The 23,464-nt window shown below is 65.1% G+C and carries 13 protein-coding genes; 7 read left to right on the top strand and 6 right to left on the bottom strand.

What is annotated here, in order from left to right; genetic code table 11:
* Positions 1–89: 89 nt before the first annotated feature.
* Both VC212_RS05965 and VC212_RS05960 read left to right on the top strand, forming a co-directional pair.
* A complete protein-coding gene (locus VC212_RS05965; protein ID WP_055850279.1) occupies positions 90–746 on the top strand; it encodes a protein-L-isoaspartate O-methyltransferase in 657 nt (218 codons plus the stop codon).
* Positions 747–766: 20 nt separating this feature from the next.
* A complete protein-coding gene (locus VC212_RS05960; RefSeq protein ID WP_055848408.1) occupies positions 767–2,149 on the top strand; it encodes a TolC family outer membrane protein in 1,383 nt (460 codons plus the stop codon).
* 565 nt (positions 2,150–2,714) lie between these two features.
* Here the strand turns inward: VC212_RS05960 and waaA are convergent.
* Positions 2,715–4,031, bottom strand: a complete 1,317-nt coding sequence (gene waaA, locus VC212_RS05955) for a lipid IV(A) 3-deoxy-D-manno-octulosonic acid transferase (protein ID WP_323514704.1) — start codon at positions 4,029–4,031, stop codon at positions 2,715–2,717.
* Positions 4,032–4,107: 76 nt separating this feature from the next.
* Here waaA and VC212_RS05950 point away from each other — a divergent pair, with 76 nt between their 5' ends.
* A complete protein-coding gene (locus VC212_RS05950) occupies positions 4,108–5,028 on the top strand; it encodes an LpxL/LpxP family Kdo(2)-lipid IV(A) lauroyl/palmitoleoyl acyltransferase (RefSeq protein WP_115554552.1) in 921 nt (306 codons plus the stop codon).
* Between the two features lie 85 nt (positions 5,029–5,113).
* On the opposite strand, the gene VC212_RS05945 is transcribed toward VC212_RS05950, so the two are convergent.
* The 3 genes from VC212_RS05945 to VC212_RS05935 are packed head-to-tail and all read right to left on the bottom strand — an operon-like array spanning position 5,114 to position 7,749.
* Positions 5,114–6,448 (bottom strand): O-antigen ligase, encoded by a 1,335-nt coding sequence (locus VC212_RS05945; protein WP_323514705.1) that lies wholly within the window; start codon positions 6,446–6,448, stop codon positions 5,114–5,116.
* Positions 6,429–7,541, bottom strand: a complete 1,113-nt coding sequence (locus VC212_RS05940) for a glycosyltransferase (protein ID WP_323514706.1) — start codon at positions 7,539–7,541, stop codon at positions 6,429–6,431. Before VC212_RS05940 ends, VC212_RS05945 begins: the two co-directional genes overlap by 20 nt.
* 10 nt (positions 7,542–7,551) lie before the next feature.
* A complete protein-coding gene (locus VC212_RS05935; RefSeq protein WP_055848389.1) occupies positions 7,552–7,749 on the bottom strand; it encodes a zinc-finger domain-containing protein in 198 nt (65 codons plus the stop codon).
* A gap of 712 nt (positions 7,750–8,461) precedes the next feature.
* On the opposite strand from VC212_RS05935, the gene VC212_RS05930 reads away from it, so the two are divergent.
* Positions 8,462–11,803: a GH92 family glycosyl hydrolase gene (locus VC212_RS05930; protein WP_323514707.1), complete on the top strand. Its 3,342-nt coding sequence runs from the start codon at positions 8,462–8,464 to the stop codon at positions 11,801–11,803.
* 592 nt (positions 11,804–12,395) lie between these two features.
* Here VC212_RS05930 and VC212_RS05925 read toward each other — a convergent pair.
* On the bottom strand, positions 12,396–14,705 hold the full coding sequence (locus tag VC212_RS05925) for an NADP-dependent malic enzyme (protein WP_055848385.1): 2,310 nt from the start codon (positions 14,703–14,705) through the stop codon (positions 12,396–12,398).
* Positions 14,706–14,903: 198 nt separating this feature from the next.
* Entirely contained in the window at positions 14,904–16,250 is a 1,347-nt protein-coding gene (locus VC212_RS05920; RefSeq protein ID WP_323514709.1) for a dicarboxylate/amino acid:cation symporter, read from the bottom strand.
* Positions 16,251–16,535: 285 nt separating this feature from the next.
* Between VC212_RS05920 and VC212_RS05915 the strand changes: the two genes are divergently transcribed.
* From VC212_RS05915 to VC212_RS05905, 3 genes are all read left to right on the top strand, one after another.
* Entirely contained in the window at positions 16,536–17,708 is a 1,173-nt protein-coding gene (locus VC212_RS05915; RefSeq protein WP_055848380.1) for an OprO/OprP family phosphate-selective porin, read from the top strand.
* Between the two features lie 204 nt (positions 17,709–17,912).
* A complete protein-coding gene (locus VC212_RS05910; RefSeq protein ID WP_323514710.1) occupies positions 17,913–20,552 on the top strand; it encodes a PAS-domain containing protein in 2,640 nt (879 codons plus the stop codon).
* Positions 20,553–20,965: 413 nt separating this feature from the next.
* Entirely contained in the window at positions 20,966–23,086 is a 2,121-nt protein-coding gene (locus VC212_RS05905; protein ID WP_323514711.1) for a TonB-dependent receptor, read from the top strand.
* Positions 23,087–23,464: the final 378 nt, after the last annotated feature.

The raw sequence follows: 23,464 nt of genomic DNA, 5'->3' as shown, positions 1-23,464 counted from the left end.
GCCAGCGGCCGGCGCGCAGCGATGCTAGATGCGCCAGTTGCCCCGTGCACCGGTAAAATGTTCGCCCCACCGCGTTGGATAACCGCACCATGACGATCGATTTCACCCAGGCCCGCGAAAAGATGGTCGAACAGCAGATCCGGCCGTGGGACGTGCTGGACCTGCGCGTGCTCGACGTGCTGGCGCGCCTGCCGCGCGAAGCCTTCGTGCCGGAGGCCTACAAGACCCTGGCCTATGTCGACGTGGAAATTCCGCTGTCGGCCGGTCACAAGATGATGAAGCCGGTGGTCGAAGGCCGGATGTTGCAGGCGCTGGATCTGCAGCCGGGCGAAGACGTGCTGGAAATCGGCACCGGCAGCGGGTTTTCCACCGCCTGCCTGGCCGCACTCGCGCGCGAAGTGGTCAGCCTGGAGATCGATCCGGCACTGGCAGCGGCAGCACGCGCCAATCTGGACAGCACCGGTGTGGGCAGCAATGTGCGCATCGAAACCGCCGACGTGTTCGGCTGGCAGAGCGAGCGTCGTTTCGATGCCATCTGCGTGACCGGCGCGGTCGATACGCTGCCGACGCAGTGGCTGCAGTGGTTGCGCCCGAACGGCCGGTTGTTTGTGGTGCGCGGTCACGCACCGGTGATGGAAGCGGTCCTGGTGCGTGGCGACGTCAACGCCCCGCGCATCGAATCGTTATTCGAAACCGATCTCGCTTATCTCCAGGGCGCCGCACCGACGCCCCGATTCCAATTCTGATTCCCAAGGAAGCTTCCCCGATGATCCGCCGATCCCTCGCCCTGGCCCTGGCCGCCGCCCTGTCACCGATGGCAGCGCATGCCACCGATCTGCTGCAGGTCTATGAAATGGCCCGCAACGGCGACCCGCAGCTGGCCGTGGCCGAGTCCACGCGGCTGGTGAATCGGGAGGGGCAGGTGCAGGCGCGTGCGGCGCTGTTGCCGCAGCTGGACGGTAGCGCCGGCTACACCCAGGCACATCGCGAGCTGGAAGGCGTGGATGGTCGCTCCACCACCAAGCAGCGGCAGTACACAGTTCAGGGCAGCCAGACCATCTTCAACTGGGCGCAGTTCGCCAACCTGCGTGCGCAGCGCGAAGTGGCCAAGGCCGCAGACTTCACGCTGGCATCGGCCAACAACGACCTGATCACCCGGACCTCGGCGGCATATTTTCAGGTGTTGGTCGGTATCGAGTCGCTGGCGGCGGCAGAAACCAACGAAGCGGCGGCCAAGAAGCAGTTCGACTACGCCGACAAGCGCCTGGAAGTAGGCCTGGCGCCGATCACCGACGTGCACGAAGCCCGCGCGCAGTACGACCAGGCGCGTGCGGACAGCATCAACGCACGCAATACGCTGAAGGATTACTACCAGGCGTTGACCGAACTGACCGGCCAGCCGGTAGTCGGCCTGCGTGCGCTGCCGGAAGACTTCCGCCCGGAAGTGCCGGCTGCTTACAGCAACGTCGATCAGCTGGTATCGGCCGCCATCGCCGACAACCCGGCGCTGAAGGCACAGCAGCTGCAGGTCAGTGCAGCCGAGGCGCAGGTCAATGCGGCGCGTGCCGGCCATTACCCCACCTTGAGCCTGGGCGCCAATATCGGTCGCAGCAATAGTTGGGGCGGCCAGGGCACGGTCGATCAGGCCGCAGGTAACTTCACCACCGCGGGCCGCGATATCGATACCGATTCGGTCGGCATCACGCTGTCGATCCCGATCTTCGCTGGCGGCGCAACGCAGTCGGCCGTGCGTCAGGCGCTGTCGCGTCGCGATATCCAGCAGGACACCTACGAGCAGCAGAAGCGCGCGCTGGACCGCAATACGCGCAATGCCTATCAGACCGTGGTCGCCGGTATCAGCGAAGTGGAAGCGCGCCGTTTGGCAGTGGTCTCCGCGCAAGCCGCCTACGATGCCTCGCAGGTCGGTCTGGAAGTCGGCACGCGCACCGTGCTGGACGTGGTGCAGAACCAGCGCACCCTGTTCCAGGCGCAGCTCAATTACGCGCAGTCGCGCTATACTTTCCTGCAAAACCGCCTACTGCTCGGCCAGGCCATCGGCAAGCTCGACATCACCGACCTGCAGGATGTGAATCGCCTGCTGTCGCAGGATGCCGAAGCCAGGCTGCAGGGCAGCGGTTCGCTGCAGTAAAGCGAGGAGCGGATAGGTCACTAAAAAGGCGGGCGAAGGCCCGCCTTTTTTATGTCCGATGCAAGCGCGTACCTGGCTGCGTGCGATACCTGCGATGACTGCCGCATCAGCGGGTGATCTGCCGCTTGGCTGGAGGGCCCTTGCCGCCCGCCCACCATCGCGGGACACGCCGCAAATCCGTAGTTGTAGGCTCTTACGCGGCATCCATGCCGCGTAAGAGCCTGCGACGGTGGGCGGGCAAGGACCAATCAAGATGGTCGGTGTGCGTAGCTCTTCTCAAACCTGTCTGGTGCGGTGTCCTCGCCACTTGCGGGACCGTGTGGCGGCATGGATGCCGCCACCGGGCCTCCACGGACGGAGTCACGGCGTGTCCCGCGAGCTGTGAGGACACCGCGCCCTCGACCAATGCGGCTTGAGACTCTCCAGATGACGCCAAAAAGTGGCTAACGAAACGACCGCGCGATCGCCACGTTTGATTGGTCGCGCCAATACCGCTTGATGACGTGACTTGGCATGACTGCAATAGGTTCTCTGCAACGATGCAGCACGCACGCAGTTAGATCTTTCAAGACTCCACACCATCACCAACCACCTGCGGCAAATCAGGCGCGATCTGCACCAGCGTGCGTGCCACTGCGCCCTTGCCATTGGCGACCAATGCCAGGCCAGCGGCGGCCATCACGTCGCGCTGCGCGGAGTCGGACAGCAGACGCGCAAGATCGCGATAAACACAGTCGGCGTCCTCGCAGATCGCGACCGCATCGGCCTCGCGCATGCGCCGCGAAATTTCCGAGAAATTATGCAGATGCGGGCCGGTCACTGCCGGCGTGCCAACCGCTGCCGGTTCGAGCAGGTTGTGCCCGCCGATCGGCTGCAGGCTGCCACCGACGAAAGCAACCTGCGCGCATGCATAAAAACTCATCAGCTCGCCCAAGGTATCGATGACGAAGACCGTATCGAGCGCTTGTGGCCACTGCTGCGCTTTGCGTGTCGCCACGCGCCAGCCGCGCTCGCGCGCCAACGCCTCGACCTTCGGAAACCGCTCGGGATGGCGTGGCGCCCACAGCAGCAGCAGGTCCGGAAACTGCACCAGCAACTGCGCATGGATATCGGCCACCGCCGCCTCTTCGCCCTCATGCGTGCTGGCGGCAATCCACACCGGCCGCGTTGCCGGCACATGGGTACGGAACTGCGCGACCAGGGCCTGTAATTGTTCGGGGGCGGCGATATCGAATTTGAGATTGCCCAGCGCCACCACTTGGTCCGGACGCGCGCCAAGGGTGATGAAGCGCTCCGCATCGTCCTGCGACTGCGCCGCCACGCAGGTCACCGTACGCAGCGCGCGGCTGATCAAGGGCGCCAGCACGCGGTAACCGCGCAAGGAGCGCGCCGACAAACGTGCGTTGAGGATGTACAGCGGAATCTGGCGGTCGCGGCAACCAAACAACATGTTCGGCCATAGCTCGGTTTCCAGAATCAGCGCCAGCCGCGGGCGAAAATGTTCCAGAAAGCGCCCTACGCTGCCGGGCACGTCGTACGGCAGATACACATGGTCGACCGCATCGCCCCACACCGCGCGCACGCGCTCGGAACCGGTGGGCGTGATGGTGGTGATGACCCAGCGAATATCCGGGCGCTGCGCGCGCAAGGCGTTGACCAGCGGCGCGGCCGCATTGACCTCGCCCACCGACACCGCATGCACCCACACCCGCGGGCGGCCGCAGGCATGCGTGTACGACGCATAGCGCTCGTTCCAGCGGTTGAAGTATTCGCGCACGCGGAAACCGCGCCACACCAGGTGGTACACCGTGACCGGCAACAACAGGTAGAGCAGCGCCGAGTACAGCCCGCGCAACAGCCATTCGATCGGGTCTTTCCGCATGCGTGCAGGATACGGGAGCGCCTGCACGTGCGCATGTGCACGCTGCCCGATGCGCCCGATCCCTTAGAATCGCACCATGTCCGAGTCCGCCAACGTCGCCGTCCGCCCCTCCCTGCGCAACCCCAAGCATTGGCCCATGTACCTGGGCCTTGCGGTGATGGTGCTGGCCGGGCGCCTGCCCTGGACGCTGCAACGCGCGGTGGGCCGTGGCGTGGGCTGGATCGCGATGCGCGTGGCGGGCACGCGTCGGCGCGCTGCAGAGGTCAACCTCAAACTGTGCTTTCCCGAGCAGGACGATGCATGGCGAGCGCGACTGCTGCGGGATAGTTTCGATGCGCTGGGCGTGGGCCTGTTCGAATTTGCGCGTGCGTGGTGGGGCAGCATCGACGCCATTCGCCCAGGCGTGCAGATCGAAGGACTGGAGCATCTGCAGCAGCTGCAGGAACAAAAGCGCGGCGTGCTGCTGGTGTCCGGCCACTTCATGACGCTGGAAATGTGCGGGCGGCTACTGTGCGACCACATACCGCTGGCCGGCATGTACCGCAAGCACCGAAACCCGGTGTTTGAATGGGCGGTCAAGCGCGGCCGCTTGCGCTATGCCACGCACATGTTCGCCAACGAGGATCTGCGTGCCACCATCAAGCACCTCAAGCGCGGCGGTTTTCTGTGGTACGCGCCGGACCAGGACATGCGCGGCAAGGACACCGTGTTCGTGCCGTTTTTCGGGCATCCGGCCTCCACCATCACAGCCACCCATCAGCTGGCACGGCTGACCGGTTGCGCGGTGGTGCCGTATTTCCATCGCCGCGAAGGCGGCCGCTACATCCTCAAGATTGCGCCGCCGCTGGCAGGCATTCCGTCGGAGGATGTGATCGCCGATACCACGCAGGTCAATGCGGCGATCGAGGACATGGTGCGCGAAGCGCCGGATCAATACCTGTGGATCCATCGTCGCTTCAAGCGTCAGCCGGGTGGGCGCAGCGCGTTCTATCAGTGAGCTGTCGCCGCAGGTGGCGAGCCGTTGATGGCGTGTGGCACGCAGGTCTCCCCTGCCCGGCACCCGCGATCACGATGCCGGCGACTCAACCCAGCGGCGGCTGATCCGCGTCGTCGTTGAGCAACGCGCCGGCATACAACCCGGCCAGCATCAGACTCAAGCCGCCCCAGAAGCTGGAATAGAACGCCAGATGGGTATTGAGCGGGAAGACGGTGGCCACCAACGCGATCATCGCAGGCCGCGCCTGCTCGCGCGCAGCCACGCTGGAATAGCGCCACGCACGCCAGGCCTGCGCCGCACCGGCCAGCCATAGCAGCAAGCCGATCACACCGGTTTCGGCCAGGATTTCCAGCACGATCTGATGCGCGTGGAAGGCCGGGCCATCGCCCCAGGCCGGCGCCTGTGCAGGGGCCGGATTGCAGGCTGGATATGCCTGTCGAAACCCGCGCGCGCCCACCCCATTGAGCGGATGCGCGCGGATCATGCACAGCGCTGCGCCCCAGATCTGGCCGCGCCCGGACAAGGCCTGATCCACGCCCTGCTCGCCATTGCCAAACGCCAGAGTGGTGCGCTGGATGCGCTCGCGTGCCTGTGGTGCCACCGCCACAACGCCACCAGCCAGCAGCACGCCAGCCACCGCCACTGCCAGCAGGCGCCGGCCGCCCAATAGTTGCCAGCCGGACAGCAGCACGATCACGCCGTAGGTGATCCACGAGGCGCGCGACCCCGCCAACACCAGCACCACGCCGACCGCCGCCGCCGCGCCCGCCCAGGCCCAGACATTGCGCCGCCCCAGTGCCAGCAGCAGGAACGGCGACAGGCTGGCCAGGGTCTGCCCGAACTTGAGATTGCACGGCCCCAGCACGCCGCTGAGGCGGTCGGCCAGCGCCAGCTCCTGCGGCGTGCACAGCCCGTGGCCGCTGATCAGCTGCTTGAGTTGATCCAGCGCGAAGAACAAGGGACTGCTGCCGATGGCGGCCTGCAACAGCGCGTCCAGCGTCCACACCCCGCCGATCACCGCCAGGCCGATGAAGGTGCGGCGTCGCCGCTGCGCATTGGCCACCGCAATCGCGCACAGCCACATGAAAGGCAGATAGCGCAGATCGGTGGCTGATTTGCGCAGCGCGCGACCGACATCCATCGCATCGAACGCGGACAGCATCTGCGGCAGCCAGTACGCAAAGAACAACACACTGGTCAGCGCCCAGGCCGCACCGCTGAGCAGGCGTGTGCCACCGCGAAAACGTGCGTGCAGCAAGCGATACGCCGCAAACAGTGCGCCCAGCGACAGCACGGTTTCGGCCAAGCCGGGCGTAGGCCACAGCGCGACAAACAGGAGCACCCATAGCGGCGCCCAGCGCCCGGCATCGGGCGTCAATGCGGGCGCGCTTATTGGAACGTCAGCGGCGGAGTTCGTCATAGACCTTCAAGGTGGCCGATTGCATGGCCTGCAACGTATAGGGGAGAACCGCCGTCGGTGCTGGCGGCTGCTGCAGAAGCTGCAGTGCCTGAGCGCGCAGTGCATCGGCATCGAAGGCCGGCACCGCACCGTCGGGCTGCAGCTCGGCAAGCAATTCGCCAACGCCGCCATGCTGCCAGCCCAGAACCGGCCGGCCCACCGACAAAGCCTCGACCACGGTACGGCCGAAGGCTTCGGGCTTGCGCGACAGCTGCAGCACCAGATCGCTGGCGGCATAGGCATCGGCAATGCGCGTGGTGGGCTCGGTGAAGGCGACCGTCTCGGCCACCCCCAACCGCGCTGCTTCGGCTTCCAGCTCGCGCACATACGCCTCGCGCCCGGGTTCGCGCGCACCCGGCAGCCACAGCCAGGCCGGCACGCCGGCAGCGCGCACATCGGCCAGCAGTTGCAGACCATCGGCATGGCCCTTCAAGCGCGTGCCGCGCCCCGGCAGCAGCAGCAGCGGTGCGTCGGACGGCAGCCCAGGCATCAGGGTCTGCGCCCAGCTGCGCGCACGCCGATCCGGTCGCAAGCGGCGCGGAAACTGGGCGATGTCGACGCCACGCGGAATCGTGCGCAGATGCGCCGGATCGGTCTGCGGATAGTGCGTGCAGACATAGTCGCGCACGGTTTGCGAGACGCAGATGACGCGTTCGCCATAGGTCATGACCGCACTGTAGCGGCTGGGCGAATTGAGCCCGTGCACGGTGGTGACGAAGCGCGGGCGCGTGGCTGCGGGCATCCCGCGCAGCGCGTACCACCCCAGCCAGGCCGGCAGCCGCGAACGCGCATGCACGATGTCGGCACCGAGGTCGGCAAACAGACGACGCAGGCCGACCACGTGGCGCAGGGTCAGCAGCGACTTGCGGCCGATGTCCAGGGTGAGGTGCTCACCGCCGGCTTCCAGCAACTGCGGGACCAGACGCCCGCCAGCCGATACGACCACGGCGCGATGGCCGGCGCGCACCAGCGCGGCAGTCACTTCCAGGGTGGAGCGTTCCACGCCGCCGGACTGCAGCGCCGGCAGCAATTGCACCACGGTCAGGCGGTGCATGCAGCCAGGATCAGTCGGCGAGTACGAACAGCGAGCCGCAATACGGGCACTTGGCTTCGCCGTTGGGTTCGTCTTCGATCGGCAGATACACGCGCGGATGCGAGTTCCACAGCGCCATCTGCGGCGTCGGGCAGCTCAGCGGCAGGTCTGCCCGCTGCACGGTGTAACGCTTTTCGGCATTGGCGGGCGCGGTGGCGGTCTGGCTCATGGCGGTGCGATCGGTAAACGAAGACAGAGCGCGGATTCTAGCAGCCTGCCTGCATGCGCAGGGCCGCGCCGTTGCGGGCGTTTTGCTTGCGCATGCGATTGGCAGCCGGGAAGACGGGCGTGGCCCACATGAATGAGCGTGAGTTGCCGAGCCAGGGGCGGCATCGGGATCGTGGGGTTGGGAGCGCTAACAAAGCGTACCGGAGGGCTCCGCCAGGGAACGGATGACCGAGTCGTGATGCCCAACGGGCGCTGGCCGGTGCCGCGTACCAATGCACCTTGCTGCCGGACGCGAAGCGCGATTGATGGTCGCTCGCGTTGATGCAAGGCAGAACTGCTTGCCCACCACAGAGTCGTTACGCAGGTCTCGCCGTTGTCGGTAGCAACCGGAGCGGTCGAGATGTGCGGTGCCTTGCATGGTGAACGGTCATCGGTGAGCGCTCATCGAGGTGACTGCGCAAACGTCGATATGGAAGAGCGGCATTTGGATGACTCTCACCTCCCGCATGCCCAGCGGCGCAGCATCCAGCGCACAGCTCGCTTGCGTGCGCTCGGTGTTTTGTCCACGATCGGCCGGCACCCGAATCTGTGCGGATCGAACAGCACGCATCCCTCTCGCCCGCTGCCGGCATTGCAGCGCAGCGTCCTTGCGACGCAACCGGGGCGGCGATGAACGCGCTGCTGCTGGTCCGCCATCAAGGAGACACCACCACGTGAGTCTGTCGGTCGTTGTGCGGCGTTTGCCGTTGGTTGTTGCGTTGGCACTCGCATCTGCGCACGCAGATGCGGCAGGCGGGTTTGCCAGTTCCTTCGATCAAGGGCAGCCCATGCCGGTCCAAGCGATGCCTGGCGATGTGCGGATCGCGGTCGGCAGCGGCCCTGCCGCGCCCTACGCGGCCAAGCCCAGTGCCGGCTACAGCGGCGCGCATGCGTTGCGTTACGACAGCAGCGGTACGGGAAGGCGCACCTTGTTTGCCACCGACATCGTGATCGATGCGCACACCACCTTGTCGTGGATGGTGCTGCCGGAGAGCGTCGGCACCGATCATGTCGCCTCGACCTATGTGTCGCTGGATCTGGTCTTTGACGATGGCACGCGGTTGTCCGGCACGTCGGCGCAGGACCAGCATGGCGTGGCGATAGGTGCGCGTGCGCAAGGGCAGTCGAAGACCTTGTATCCGCAGCAGTGGGCGCGCAAGGAAGTGCGACTGGGCGAGGTAGCCGGCCTGCGTGGGCGACGCGTGCGGGCGATCGAGCTGGAGCTCGCGCCGCCTGCGGGCGCATCAGCGTCCGGCTGGATCGACGACATCGCGCTGGGCGATGTACCGCTACTGACGCCGGCACGCCCGTCGGATTGGGTATTGACCACGCGAGGTACGCAGTCCAACGGCACGTTTTCGCGCGGCAACAATTTCCCCGCCACGGCGGTGCCGCATGGATTCAACTTCTGGACGCCGGTAACCGATGCGGGAACGCTGACCTGGCTGTACCGCTGGAACGAGCAGAACGATGCCGACAACCGGCCACGCCTGCAGGCGCTGGCGCTGAGTCATCAACCCAGTCCGTGGATGGGCGACCGGCAGACCTTTCAAGTCATGCCCTCGCTCGCCGCGGGCGTTCCCGAAGCGGATCGCAGCAAGCGTGCGCTGGCGTTTTCGCATGCCAATGAAATAGCGCGCCCTTACCGCTACGCAGTGCAGTTCGACAATGGCCTGCATGCCGAGATCGCACCGACCGACCATGCGGCGCTGTTCCGCTTTCGCTTCCCGGATCACGGCGATGCCAATCTGCTGTTCGACAATGTGGATGCGCGCGGCGGGCTACGTCTGGATGCCGCGACGCAGACCCTGTCCGGTTACACCGATGTGCGCAGCGGGCTGTCGACCGGTGCGACACGCATGTATGTGGTTGCGAGCTTCGATCGGCCGTGGACGTCTAGCGGTCGCATCGATACCGGGCGACCCACCGGCTGGATCAAGTTCGATGCAGGCGATGCGCGCCAGGTGCAGATGCGCATCGCCACCTCGTTGATCTCGCTGGAACAGGCCAGACACAACCTGGCGCTGGAAATCGCACCGCAAGCATCCTTCGAGCAGATCGCCGCGCAAGCGCAGGACGCGTGGGACGCATTGCTGGAGCGGTTCGATGTGCCCGATGCGACTGCCGACCAGAAAACCACGCTGTATTCCAATCTCTATCGGCTGCATCTGTACCCGAACTCCGCGCATGAAAACGCAGGGAATGCAGACGCACCCGACTGGCGTTACGCAAGCCAGAACAGCTGGTCGGACGACAACATCGACGGCAGCGCGGTGCGCAGTTTTGCACCGATCCGCGACGGCCGGGTTTACGTCAACAATGGGTTGTGGGACACCTTTCGCACCGCGTGGCCGGCCTATGCGCTGTTTGCGCCCGACGCTGCCGGAACCTTTGTGCAAGGCTTTATCGAGCAAGCGCATGCGGGGGGATGGATTGCGCGTTGGTCTTCGCCCGGCTACGCCGACCTGATGGTCGGTACCAGTTCCGATGTGGCGTTTGCAGATGCCTGGCTCAAGGGCGTGCAAGGCTTCGACCCGACCGAGGCGTACACCGCTGCGCTCAAGAACGCCACCGTGGTGGCGCCGGATCGTCACGTAGGCCGCAAAGGCATGGCGCGTTCGACCTTCCGCGGCTACGCCGATACCGATACGCACGAAGGCATGTCGTGGTCGATGGAAGGCGCGCTCAACGACTTCGGCATCGCCAACATGGCCGATGGATTAGCCAGGCAGGCGACCAACGCGAACGTGCGCGAGCGCTATGCGACCGAGGCAATGTATTTCCGCCAGCGTGCGGCCGGGTATTCGGCACTATTCGATCCGGCGATCGGCTTTTTTCAGGGACGAAACGCGGATGGACGCTGGCGGGTGGATGCGGCGCACTACGACCCGCGCGTCTGGGGCAATGACTACACCGAATCTAGCGGCTGGACGTTCGCGTTCACCGCGCCGCACGATGGCGAAGGGTTGGCCTCGCTCTACGGCGGGCGCGCCGCATTGGCGGCAAAACTGGATACTTTCTTTGCCACCCCGGAAACCGCCGAGGCAAAATTCGCCGGCTCTTACGGCGACACCATCCACGAAATGACCGAGGCGCGCGACGTGCGCTTGGGCATGTATGCGCACAGCAACCAGACCGCGCACCATATTCCGTGGATGTATCTGTTCACTGGCCAGCCGTGGAAAACCCAGCAGCTGACGCGGGAGATCCTGTCGCGCCTGTATCTGGGAAGCGAGATCGGCCAGGGCTATGCCGGCGATGAAGACAACGGCGAGATGTCGGCATGGTATCTGTTCGCAGCGCTGGGGCTGTATCCGTTGCGCATGGGCGCACCGGAGTACGTGATCGGCTCGCCGCTGTTCAAGCATGCCAGCGTGCGGTTACCCGATGGCGGTACGCTTGTCGTCAATGCGCCGCAGAACTCGCCGCAAAATGTGTACGTGCAATCGCTCAAGCTCAACGGCAAGCCGTGGCACAAGACCTGGTTGGCGCATGCGGACATCGCCAAGGGCGCGACGCTGGAGTTCGTGATGGGCCCCACGCCATCGCGCTGGGGGAGCGGACCGAAGGATGTGCCGCCATCGTTGACGCCGGCCGGGCAGCGCCCTGCCCCGCTGCACGATCTGCTGGGTGCTACCGCGCGCATTGTGATGGACGATGGCCGCGATATCGCGGCGCTGCATGATGACGATGCAGGCACGGTCAGTGCGCTATCGGCCGTGTCGACGTTGACGCTGAGTGGGCTCGAACCTGGCAAGGCGACGCTATATACCTTGACCAATGGCAGTGCGGCGATTGCTGCAGCTGGCTGGACGTTGGAAGCGCGCAATGCAGGTGGTGCGTGGCGGGTTGTCGATCAACGTAGCGACGAGCGTTTTCAGTGGTCGTTGCAGACGCGCCCGTTTCGGATTGCGACGCCTGGCGCGTATGCGGAGTATCGGCTGCGACTGACGTTGCCTGCGCGCGCGCAGTTGGCCGAAATCGAGCTATTGGGTGCTGTTCCGGATGCGCGTTGAGAAGGGGATGCTTGCTGGCGTGATCGCTTTTGAGTGATGCGGGATCGCTAGCGTTGTTGCTTGCGTCGTTGATCAGCGTTTCGGGGGGTGGCAACGCTGATTCGCTGCTGAGGGTGGATCGTACCCTCACCCCAACCCCTCTCCCGAGGGGAGAGGGGCTTTCAGGCAGTGACTGCACGCTTGGTGTTGCGCTGCTCGATGTCTTGTAGCAACAAGGTTCTCGACAGGTTTCCGTCGCTACCCTGTCGACCGAGCGCTTGCCACTTCGGTTCAACTGTTGCTTGTCGGCTGACTGCTGCCACTTCGGATCAACTGCTCCTTGTCGGCTGACTGCTGGCACTTCGGATCAACTGTTGCTTGTCAGCTGACTGCTGCCACTTCGGTTCAACTGTTGCTTGTCGGCCGACTGCTGGCACTTCGGATCAACTGCTACTTGTCGGCCGACTGTTGGCACGTCGCTCAGCCATTGCCGCGTCGGCTGATTGCTAGCACGTCGATAACCGTCGCCTTGCGGCCGACTGCTGGCACTCGATCAACCATTGCCCCGTTGATCGAATGCTTGCCAGCACAACCCAGCCGTTACCGCATCAACTCAAGCGTTGCCCTTTTCAGCTGCCGCTTTTTCCGCATCGCGTTGCCTGCGGATCTGCGCATCTACCGCGGCGATCGCGGTCATGTTCATCACCCGGCGCGAGGTAGCGCTGGTGGTGAGGATGTGCACCGGCTTGGAGATGCCCATCAGGATCGGGCCGATCGCCACGCCGTCGGTGAACACGCGCACCAGGTTGTAGGCGATGTTGGCCGCTTCCAGGTTTGGCAGCACGAACAGGTTGGCGCGGCCCTTCAAGGTGCTGTTGGGCATGATCTGCTTGCGCAGCGCTTCGTCCCAGGCGGTGTCGCCCTGCATTTCGCCGTCGATGTTGAGCTCGGGCTTGCGCTTGAGCAGCGCCTCGCGCACCTGGCGCATCTTCAGCGCGTCGCGCGAGTCGTGGCTGCCGAAGTTGGAGTGCGACAGCAGCGCGATGTTGGGTTCGATACCGAACAACTTGAGGCGATAGGCGGCCTGCAGGGTGGCTTCGACCACCTGTTCGACAGTGGGGTCTTCCTGCACGTGCGTGTCCAGGAAGAAGAACACGCCCAGCTGGTTGATCACCCCGGTCATCGCCGAGGTGGAACTCACGCGCGGCTCCAGCGGGATCACGCTGCGGGCGTAGCCCAGCTTCTTGTGGAAGCGCCCCACCACGCCGGACAGCATCGCATCGGCTTCGCCGCGCGCCACCATCACCGCGGCGATCAGGGTCGGGCGTGAACGCATCAGCTCCTTGGCGGCAGTGACGGTGACGCCGCGACGCTCGGTGAGCGCGTGGTAGTACTGCCAGTATTCGTTGAAGCGGGGGTCGTCAAGAATATTGGTGATCTCGAAGTCCACGCCAGCGGTCAGGCGCAGGCCCATGCGTTCGATACGCGCTTCGATCACGTCCGGGCGGCCGATCAGAATCGGGAAGGCCAGGCCTTCGTCGACCACGTTCTGCACCGCGCGCAGCACCACTTCTTCTTCGCCTTCGGCATACACCACACGCTGCTTGTCGGCACGCGCGCGGTCGTAGACCGGCTTCATCATCAGGCTGGTGCGGTAGACGAACTGGCTGAGCTTGTCGCGATAGGCCTCCATGTCGGCGATCGGGCGCGTGGCCACGCCCGAGTCCATCGCCGCCTGCGCAACCGCCGACGACAGCTCCACCAGCAGACGCGGGTCCAGCGGCCGCGGAATCAGATACTCCGGGCCAAAGCTCGGGGTCTCGCCGCCATAGGCCGCGCCCAGGTCGGAGGCCTCGCGCCGCGCCATCGCCGCAATCGCCTTGACGCAGGCGATCTTCATCTCTTCGTTGATGCCGGTGGCACCCACGTCCAGCGCGCCGCGGAACAGATACGGGAAGCACAGCACGTTGTTGATCTGGTTCGGATAGTCCGAACGGCCGGTGCCGATGATGCAATCCGGACGCACCGCCTTGGCCGCTTCCGGGGTGATCTCCGGGTTGGGATTGGCCAACGCGAAGATCACCGGTTGGCGCGCCATCGTGGCGACCATTTCCGGCTTGAGGATGCCGGCAGCCGACAGACCCAGGAAAATATCCGCACCTTCGACGATCTCGGCCAGCGTGCGCTTGTCGGTGTCGCGTGCGTAGCGCTGCTTGTCCGGATCCAGATCGGTGCGGCCGGTGTGGATCACGCCGTCGCGGTCCAGCGCCAGGATGTTCTCCGGCTTCAGGCCCAGCGAGACCAGCATGTTGACGCAGGAAATACCGGCCGCGCCCATTCCGGTGGTGGCCAGCTTGACCTCTTCGATCTTCTTGCCGGTGACCACCAGCGCGTTGAGCACCGCGGCGCCGACGATGATCGCAGTGCCGTGCTGATCGTCATGGAACACCGGGATGTTCATGCGCTCGCGCAGCTTGCGCTCGACGATGAAGCATTCCGGCGCCTTGATGTCTTCCAGATTGATGCCGCCGAAGGTCGGCTCCAGGCTGGCGATGATGTCCACCAGCTTGTCCGGGTCGTTCTCGTTGATTTCGATGTCGAACACATCGATGCCGGCGAACTTCTGGAACAGCACGCCCTTACCTTCCATCACCGGCTTGGACGCCAGCGGGCCGATGTTGCCCAGGCCCAGCACGGCGGTGCCGTTGGTGATGACCGCCACCAGATTGCCGCGCGCAGTGAGCTCGCTGGCCTGGGTGGGTTCTTCGACGATCGCCTCGCAGGCGAAGGCCACGCCCGGCGAATACGCCAGCGACAGATCGCGCTGGGTCAGCATCGGCTTGGTCGCGGTGACCTTGATCTTGCCGGCCGGCTGCTGGCGGTGATAGTCGAGGGCGGCCTGTTTGAAGTCGTCGTTGGACATCGGCTGTGTGAGTCTCGAAGGCGCAGGAGGGCTGAATTCTACCCTCCTGCCTGAACAAGGGCCTGTCGCGCAGCTGTCAGCGCGGCAGGGAGATTGCATGCTGCAGCGCGTCGTACGCTGCGGCCGGTGTTGGCTGGAACCGAAAACGGCCCTGCACCCCGCCGGATACACCGACGGAGAACAGGGCCGTAGGAAGCATCAGCGCGCGCTGATCGGGGCGACGACGCTGGCCGAGGCCACCGGCGCCTGCAACGGCGGCTCGCCGCCATCCAGCACCAGCTTGAGCTGGTCGCGGTCCAGCGCGTTTTCCCAGCGCGACACCACCACCGTGGCCACCGCGTTACCGATGAAGTTGGTCAGCGAGCGGCACTCGCTCATGAAGCGGTCCACGCCCAGGATCAGCGCCATGCCGGCCACCGGCACGTCCGGCACCACCGACAGCGTGGCCGCCAGGGTGATGAAGCCGGCACCGGTCACGCCGGCCGCACCCTTGGAGCTGAGCATCGCCACCGCCAGCAAGGTGATCTGCTGGCCCAGGGTCAGGTCCACGTTGGTGGCCTGGGCGATGAACAGCGCCGCCAGGGTCATGTAGATATTGGTGCCGTCCAGGTTGAACGAATAGCCGGTCGGCACCACCAGGCCCACCACCGACTTCTCGCAGCCGGCCTTTTCCATCTTTTCCATCAGCGACGGCAGCGCCGACTCCGACGAGGAGGTGCCCAGCACCAGCAGCAACTCGGCCTTGAGGTAGCGGATCAGCTTGAGCACGGAGAAGCCGCACAGACGGCAGACGATCCCCAGGATCACCAGCACGAAGAACAGCGAGGTCAGGTAAAACGAGCCCACCAGCCAGGCCAGATTGACCAGCGATTCCACACCGTACTTGCCGATGGTGAAGGCGATCGCACCAAACGCACCGATCGGCGCGGCCTTCATCAGCATGTGTACCAGGCGGAACACCGGGGCGGTCAACGCTTCCAGGAAGCTCAGCACCGGGCGGCCACGTTCGCCCACCAGCGCCAGCGCAATACCGAACAGCACCGCCACGAACAGCACCTGCAGGATGTTGCCATCGACGAACGCACTGATCAGCGTGGCCGGGATGATGTCCATCAGGAAGCCGACCAGGCTCAGCTCGTGCGATTTCTGCACGTAGGTGTTGACCGCACTCTGGTCCAGCTCGGCCGGGTTGATGTTCATGCCGGCGCCGGGCTGCACCACGTGCGCGACGATCATGCCGACGATCAGCGCCAGCGTGGAGAAGAACAGGAAGTAGGTCATCGACTTGGCGAAGACCCGGCCCACCGTCTTGAGGTGGGTCATGCCGGCGATGCCGGTGACGATGGTCAGGAAGATCACCGGGGCGATGATCATCTTCACCAACTTGATGAAGGCGTCGCCCAGCGGCTTGAGGCTTTCGGCGAAGGCCGGCTCGAAGTGGCCCAACAGGGCGCCGAGGACGATCGCCACCACCACCTGGAAATACAGCTGGCGGTAGAAGGGCACGGACGCCGGCACCGGGCCGGCAGGCTTGCTGATGTGCATGACACCACTCCGAAGGAACTGGAGGGTGCCTGAGCAGGCACCCGGTGCAGGCATTCTGGGCGCACGTCACAGGCAGGGCCGATAACCCATTGGTACTACGCACTGTCGGCGGGCTGAACGTCGCCTTACACTTCAGCCGCGCCGCCGCCGGCCGTTAATTCCATTTAACGCAGACACCGACGTTTCTGTGCAGTCGCAGCCCGGACCTGCGCGCTTGCTGAAGCCGTTCACCGCGATCGCCATGGCAGGACGCCCGACCCCTTTCATTGCCGAAGACCATTCCATATGCGCCTCAATCTGCTTGTTCTGGCGTTGGCTATCGCCATCGTCCCCGCCGCTGCCAATGCAGCCACCTCGATCGAAAACTGGCCGACCAAGTACACCTTCGGTGATGGCACCGAGCTGGGTCTGACCGGCAACTACGCCTACGACGACAACAACTTCTCCGGCGACGATCGCCTGGAAGACCGCAACGATTTCCGCCGCAAGGAATTCGGCGCCACCATCAAGAAGAAGGGCGTCTACGACGCCATGGTGTATTTCGACTTCGAAGCCAAGCTGTGGCTGGACGTGTTCTTCCGCGTCGAGACCAAGGCGCTGCTGGGCCAGGATTACGGCCGCGTGCGCCTGGGCTACATGAAGGTGCCGGTGGGTCTGGAAGCGGTGCAGAGCTCGCGCGCGGGCAGCTTCATGGAACTGGGCCTGCCGGTGCAGGCAGTGTTCCAGGGTCGCCGGACCGGCGTGGAATGGACCCTGGAGCGTCCGCAGTACCTGCTGCAGGCCGGCGCGTATGGCGGCAAGGATCTGCAGGGCGACAACCCGGGCACCACCCAGGCCGTGCATGCGGCATGGACCCCGTTCAAGGCCGAAGGCGACGTGCTGCATCTAGGCATCGCCGGCTCGGTCGAAAACCCGCGCGGTTTCAGCGATGGCCGCGGCGTGTCCTTCAGCCCGCGTGTGCGCCTGCGTGCCCGCCCGGAAGCCGGCCTGACCGACGTGCGCCTGATCGACACCGGCACCATCCTCGATGTGGACCACGTGATCCGCACCGGCGTGGAAGCGGTCTGGATCCACGGCCCGTTCTCGCTGCAGAGCGAAGCCCTGCGTGCCGAAGTGGCGCGTAATGCCGGCCAGCCGCACTTCATCGCCCAGGGCCAGTACGTCTACGGCACCTGGTCGCTGACCGGCGAGTCGCGCAGCTATGCCGGTGGCGTGCCGGGCAACATCAAGCCTGCACACGACTACGGCGCGGTCGAACTGACTGCCCGCTACAGCCGCCTGAATCTGGAAGACAACAACATCCACGGCGGCCGTCAGCACGACACCACCATCGGCGCCAACTGGTACCTCACCAGCCACTTCAAGTTCCAGGCCAACTACAGCTGGGTGGATTCCTCGCGCAATGGCGTGCATGAAACCCCGCACGTGATGGAGCTGCGCGCACAGGTGCAGTTCTAAGCATCGCTGACGCAACCCAGCGCGCGGGCAATCTACTGCCGCGCACTGGTGTGATCCACGCGCTGCTGTCGTCTTAGACAGCAGCCGGTGTTCCGATACGGCCGCATCCTGGCACGGGTGCGGCTGTTGTCGTTTTGGCGCGCGTATCTGTCGCGCGATCGGGCGATGGCTGCGCGTGCGGGAGCGGAACGCCATACTTGCCGCATGTATGTCTCGCATCGCCGCCGTCTGCTGCTCACCCTGGTCATCGTGCTGGGCGGAATGGTCGTGGCCATGCTGGCGGCCAGGCACTTTGTCGAACAGAACGCGCTGCGCGAGGAAAGCGCCACCGTGCGCCGGCAGCTGCGCCTGTATGCGCAAGCGCTGCAACAACGCATCGACCGCTATCGCACGCTGCCGCAGATTCTGGCGCTGGACCCGGAGCTGCGCGCCGCAGTATCCGGCCCGCTGTCGCCCGCACAGGTACAGCAGCTCAATCGCAAACTCGAACGTGCCAACAATGTCACCCAGTCGTCCACGCTGACGCTGATCGACCGCAGCGGCATTGCGCTGGCGGCCAGCAACTGGCGCGCGGTGCGCAGCAATGTCGGTGTGGATTACGCCTTCCGCCCGTATTACCAGCAGGCGCTGGCCACCGGCAGCGGCAGTTTTTACGGCATCGGCATGACCACCAGCGAGCCAGGCTATTTCCTCTCGCAGGCCATCGTCGATGCTGCCGGCCAGGTGCAGGGCGTGGTGGTGATCAAGATTGCGCTGGCCGCACTGGAGCGCGAATGGCTGCAGACGCCGGACATCGTGCTGGCCTCCGATGCGCATGGCGTGGTGTTTCTGGCCAGCCGCGCCAGCTGGCGCTATCGCATGCTGGCGCCGCTCACCCCGCGCGACCGCACCGAACTGCAGACCACCCGCCAATACGCCAATCAAGGGCTGCTGCCACTACGTCGGCGCTTGATCGAGCAGACCGGCAACGGTGGCGTCCTGGCCGAGGTGCGCGACCCGCCACTCGGCGCGCCAGTGCTGTGGCAAACGCTGGAAGTCCCGGACAGCGGCTGGCGCCTGCATCTGCTGCACGACACCCGTGCCAGCGCCGCCGCCGGGCGCGCCGCAGCCATCGCCGCTGCGGGTGCCTGGCTGGCATTGGCCTTGCTGTGGTTGTTCGTGCAACAACGCCGGCGGCTGTCGGCACTGCGTCAGCGCAGCCGGCATGAGCTGGAAACCCTGTTGCAACAGCATGCCGAAGAACTGCGCACCGCCCAGGACGGCGTGGTCACCGCCGCGCAACAGTCCAACGCAGGCCTGAGCCGCAGCCTGGAACATCTGCCGCAAGGCGTAGTGGTGATCGACGAGGCGCTCAATCTGGTGGCGTGGAATTCGCGCTATGTGGAGCTGTTCCGCTTCCCGCCGGAGTTGCTCAAGATCGGCCGCCCGATCGAAGACCTGTTCCGCTTCAATGCCCGCCGTGGCCTGTTGGGGCCGGGGCCGATCGAGGCGGCCATCGAGCGGCGGCTCAATCACCTGCGCAGCGGCAAGCCGCACATGCGCGAAAGCGAGAAAGAAGACGGCACGGTGCTGGAAATCCGCGGCAACCCGCTACCCGATGGCGGGTTCGTCACCAGCTACGCCGACATCACCAGCTACAAGAACGCCGCCCGCGAACTGCGCTCGCTGGCCGATGCACTGGAACATCGCGTGGCCGAGCGCACCCGCGATCTGGCCGCCGCAAAACGCGAGGCCGAAAGCGCCAACCGCTACAAGACCCGCTTTGTCGCCTCGGCGGTGCACGACCTGCTGCAGCCGCTCAATGCCGCGCGCATGTTCGTGTCGGTGTTGCGCGGGCAGGTGCGCGAGCCCGGCAGTGCGCGCGTGGTCGACAACATCGACGGCGCACTCGCCGCGCAGGACGCCATCCTCAACAGCCTGCTCGACATCTCGCGCCTGGAAGCCGGCAGCCTGAAGACGCAGGTGCGCGACTTCGCACTGGCACCCTTGCTGGAAACGCTGGCGCGCGAGTTCGGCATCCTGGCCGAAGACCGCGGCCTGGTGCTGGAGTGGGTGCCGACATCGGCGGTGGTGTTGAGCGATGCAACCCTGCTGCGCCGCATCCTGCAGAATTTTCTGTCCAACGCGATCCGCTACACGCCGCGCGGGCGCGTGCTGATCGGCTGCCGTCGGCGCGGTGGCTGGCTGCGCATCGAAGTGCATGACCAGGGCCCCGGCATTCCGGATGCCTTGCAGCACGAAATCTTTGAAGAATTCCGCCGTCTGGACGATGGCGTGGCCAACGACCGCGGCGCCGGGCTGGGGCTGGCGATTGTTGAACGTATCGGCCGCCTGCTGGGCCACCGCATCGGCCTGCATTCAACGCTTGGCAGCGGTAGCGTGTTTTCGGTCACCGTGCCGATCGGCGAACGCGCCGCCATCGCCACGCAGTTGCCGCCGCCCACCGCCGAGCACGGCAACGACCCCATCCTGCACGGTTGCCGGGTGTGGTGCGTGGACGACGACCCGCGTGTCTGCGAGGCCACCCGCGCCTTGCTGGAACGCTGGGAATGCCGCGTGGATTTTTCCGGCGGCCCGGACGAAGCGCTGGCCCATGCCAGCGCCGACGAAGCACCGGAATTGCTGCTGCTGGATGTGCGTATGGGCACGCACTACGGCCCGATGCTGCTGCCGCAATTGGTGAGCCGCTGGCAGCGCGAGCCACGCATCATCCTGGTCACCGCCGAGCCCGACCCGGCCCTGCGCGAACACGCACAGGAATTGGGCTGGGGCTTTCTGTCCAAGCCGGTCCGCCCGCCTGCGCTGCGCGCGCTGATGACACAGATGCTGCTGCGGCGTGGGTGATTCGGTGACGGGCTTCGTGCGTCGGTAAGGACGCCAGCAGCTGACCCATCGCGCTGCAGAGACCTGCGTGTTCGTACGGAAAGCGCCGCGGGCGCGCGCGTGATCGTGCGGAATCCATCGCGCGCGTGTTCACCCCATGTTCGGTACGTCGCCCTTTGATGCAGGCAGCCGCATGCGTGGGCATGCGAAAGGCCTGGACATGCGCGATGCGTGCACTGCTATCGCCTCGCTCCGGCACCGCAGCAGTGCTGCCGACGCACGCGCATGTACACATCGCATTGGACTGACGCGCCAAACGGCGAGGCTCACGCCTGCTAGACTATCGATAATGATTCCCATTTGACTGTCGTCTTTTTTGCGTCGCCCTGCCTCTGCTGCATCGATGCCGAGCGCGTTTTGGAGTGCTTTGCCCCATGAAATCTCCCCTCTCCGGATCGGCCGGCGTGCCGCTCGTTGCGACCCTCTGCCTGCTCGCGTCTGCCAGCGCATCCGCACAATCGGATGTCGCCGATACGCTGGATACGGTGGCGGTGGCCGCCTCGCGCTCCAACATGACCGTGGCCGAGTCGCCGCAAACGGTGTTGATCATCGACAAGGCGCAGATCCAGCAGCAGCTGACCATCTCCAGCAACTCGTCCGACGTGCTCGCCAACCTGATTCCGTCGTACACGCCCAGCCGCGGCAAGATGAACGGTAGCGGCGAAACCCTGCGCGGGCGCACACCGTTGATCCTGATCGACGGCGTGCCGCAGTCCAATCCGATCCGTCCCACCGGGCGCGAGGCGCACACCATCGACTACGCGATGGTCGAGCGGATCGAGGTGATCCAGGGCGCCAACGCCATCAACGGGCTGGGCGCCACTGGCGGCACCATCAACATCATCACCCGGCGTCCGCAGGACGGTGAGCTCAATCAGCACATCGACGTGCAGGCCACCGCACCCACCGCGGAAACGCGTGCAGAAACCGCAAGCGTCGAGACCCGCTACCGCGTGGACGGCCGCACCGACAAGCTCGATTACCTGTTCTCGGCCAGCTACAGCGATCAAGGCCTGTATGTGGACGGACAGGGCCGGCCGATCGGTGCCGACAACACCCAGGGCGACCTGATGACCTCCAAGAGCTACGACGTGCTGGCCAAGCTCGGTTACGCGCTCACCGATGCGCAGCGCCTGAGCGTCAGCGTCAACCGCTACCGCATCAAGAACGACAACGACTACATCGGCATCGCCGGCAACCGCGCGCAAGGCCTTCCCACCACCTCCGTGCGCGGTACGCCGCAGGGCACCGCGCCATGGAACGACGTGCTGACCTCCAGCCTGTCCTACACCGATGACGACCTGGCCGGCATGCAGCTGAGCGCGATGGTGTTCAACCAGGAATTCGAAGGGCTGTTCGGCGCGGATAATTCGTCCACGTTTCAGGACCCGCGTATCGCACCGGTCGGTACGCTGTACGACCAATCGCGGTCGGTCGCCTCCAAGTGGGGCAGCAAGGTCAGCCTGACCAAGGACGATCTGTTCGACAGCCGGCTCAAACTCACCGGCGGCATCGACTTGCTCGCCGACACCGGCAAGCAGGATCTCTACGGCACTGGACGCACCTACGTGCCCGAGTCGGACTACCGCAACCTGTCGCTGTTCGTGCAGGGCGAATACAAGCTGCTGCCCACACTCACCTTGCACGCCGGCGTGCGCCGCGAAGAAGCCGAGTTGAAGATCGACAGCTACCAGAGCTTGTGGCGTTACAACCGTGTCGATGTCGAAGGCGGCACGCTCGACTTCAACCAGACCCTCTACAACACGGGGCTGGTCTACACACCAGTCGAAGGCGTGAGCTTTTTCACCAGCTATTCCGAAGGCTTCGGCATGCCGGATGTGGGCCGGGTGCTGCGTGCAATCAATACGCCGGGCACGCGTGTGGCCAACCTGAGCACGCTGGAGCCGATCCTGACCAAGAGCGTGGAAGCCGGCACCCGCCTCACGCGTGGCGCGTTCGATGCGGATCTGAGCTACTTCCAGTCCAATTCGGATCTGGGCACGCGCGTGGTGCCGATCAACGGCGCTTTCATGATGAGCCGCGAGAAGACCCGCGTGCAGGGCGTGGACGCCAGCCTGGGTTATCGCCTGGATGCCGCACATCGCCTGCGCCTGTCCTACGCGTACACGCGCGGCCGCTACGACAGCGACAACGATGGCCAACTGGATGCGCGCCTGGACGGGCTCAACGTGGCGCCCAATCGCGTGATCGCTTCATGGTCGGCGCAGTGGACGCCGAAGCTTTCATCGTTCGTGCAGGCCCAGCATGCCTTCAGCCAATCCTTCGACGAAGCGGACAAGCGCTTCAGCGGCTACACGCTGGTGGATGCGACCTTCAACTACGCGCTGCCGCGTGGTGCGCTACGCATGGGTGTGTCCAACCTGTTCGACAAGCAGTACATCACCTACTACTCGCAATCGGCGCTGGTCGAGCCGCTGCGCTATTTCGCCGGGCGCGGCCGCACGCTGACGCTGGGGTATTCGCTGGATTTCTGAGGGCGTCGCGTGATTGTCAGCAGCATGCGCACGGTACGCCTGCGCAAGCGTGCTGCTGCGCATGGATGCCGCAATAGAGCCTACACACGTACTTGCAGCGTGTCCTGTGGAGGTGGGCGGGCAAGGAGCTATCGCTCAGCAACCGACGTGTCTACATCGTTCAATCCGCTCACGGCGATAACGATAGCGATGTTGAGTCGTCGCGTCGTTAGATGCCTCCAAGTCGGTCGAATGCGCGGTGCCCTCGCCGCTCACGGGACACGCCGCAAGTACGTCCTTGTAGGCTCGGTGGCGGCATCCATGCCACCACACGGTCCCGCAAGCGGCGAGGACACCGCACCAGAGAGTTGGTCGGTCGCTTCTTTTTTTAAAACCATG

It is taken from the genome of Xanthomonas sp. WHRI 8932A, assembly GCF_035012785.1.
Taxonomy (GTDB): domain Bacteria; phylum Pseudomonadota; class Gammaproteobacteria; order Xanthomonadales; family Xanthomonadaceae; genus Xanthomonas.
This window is presented reverse-complemented; position numbering and strand designations above follow the sequence as displayed.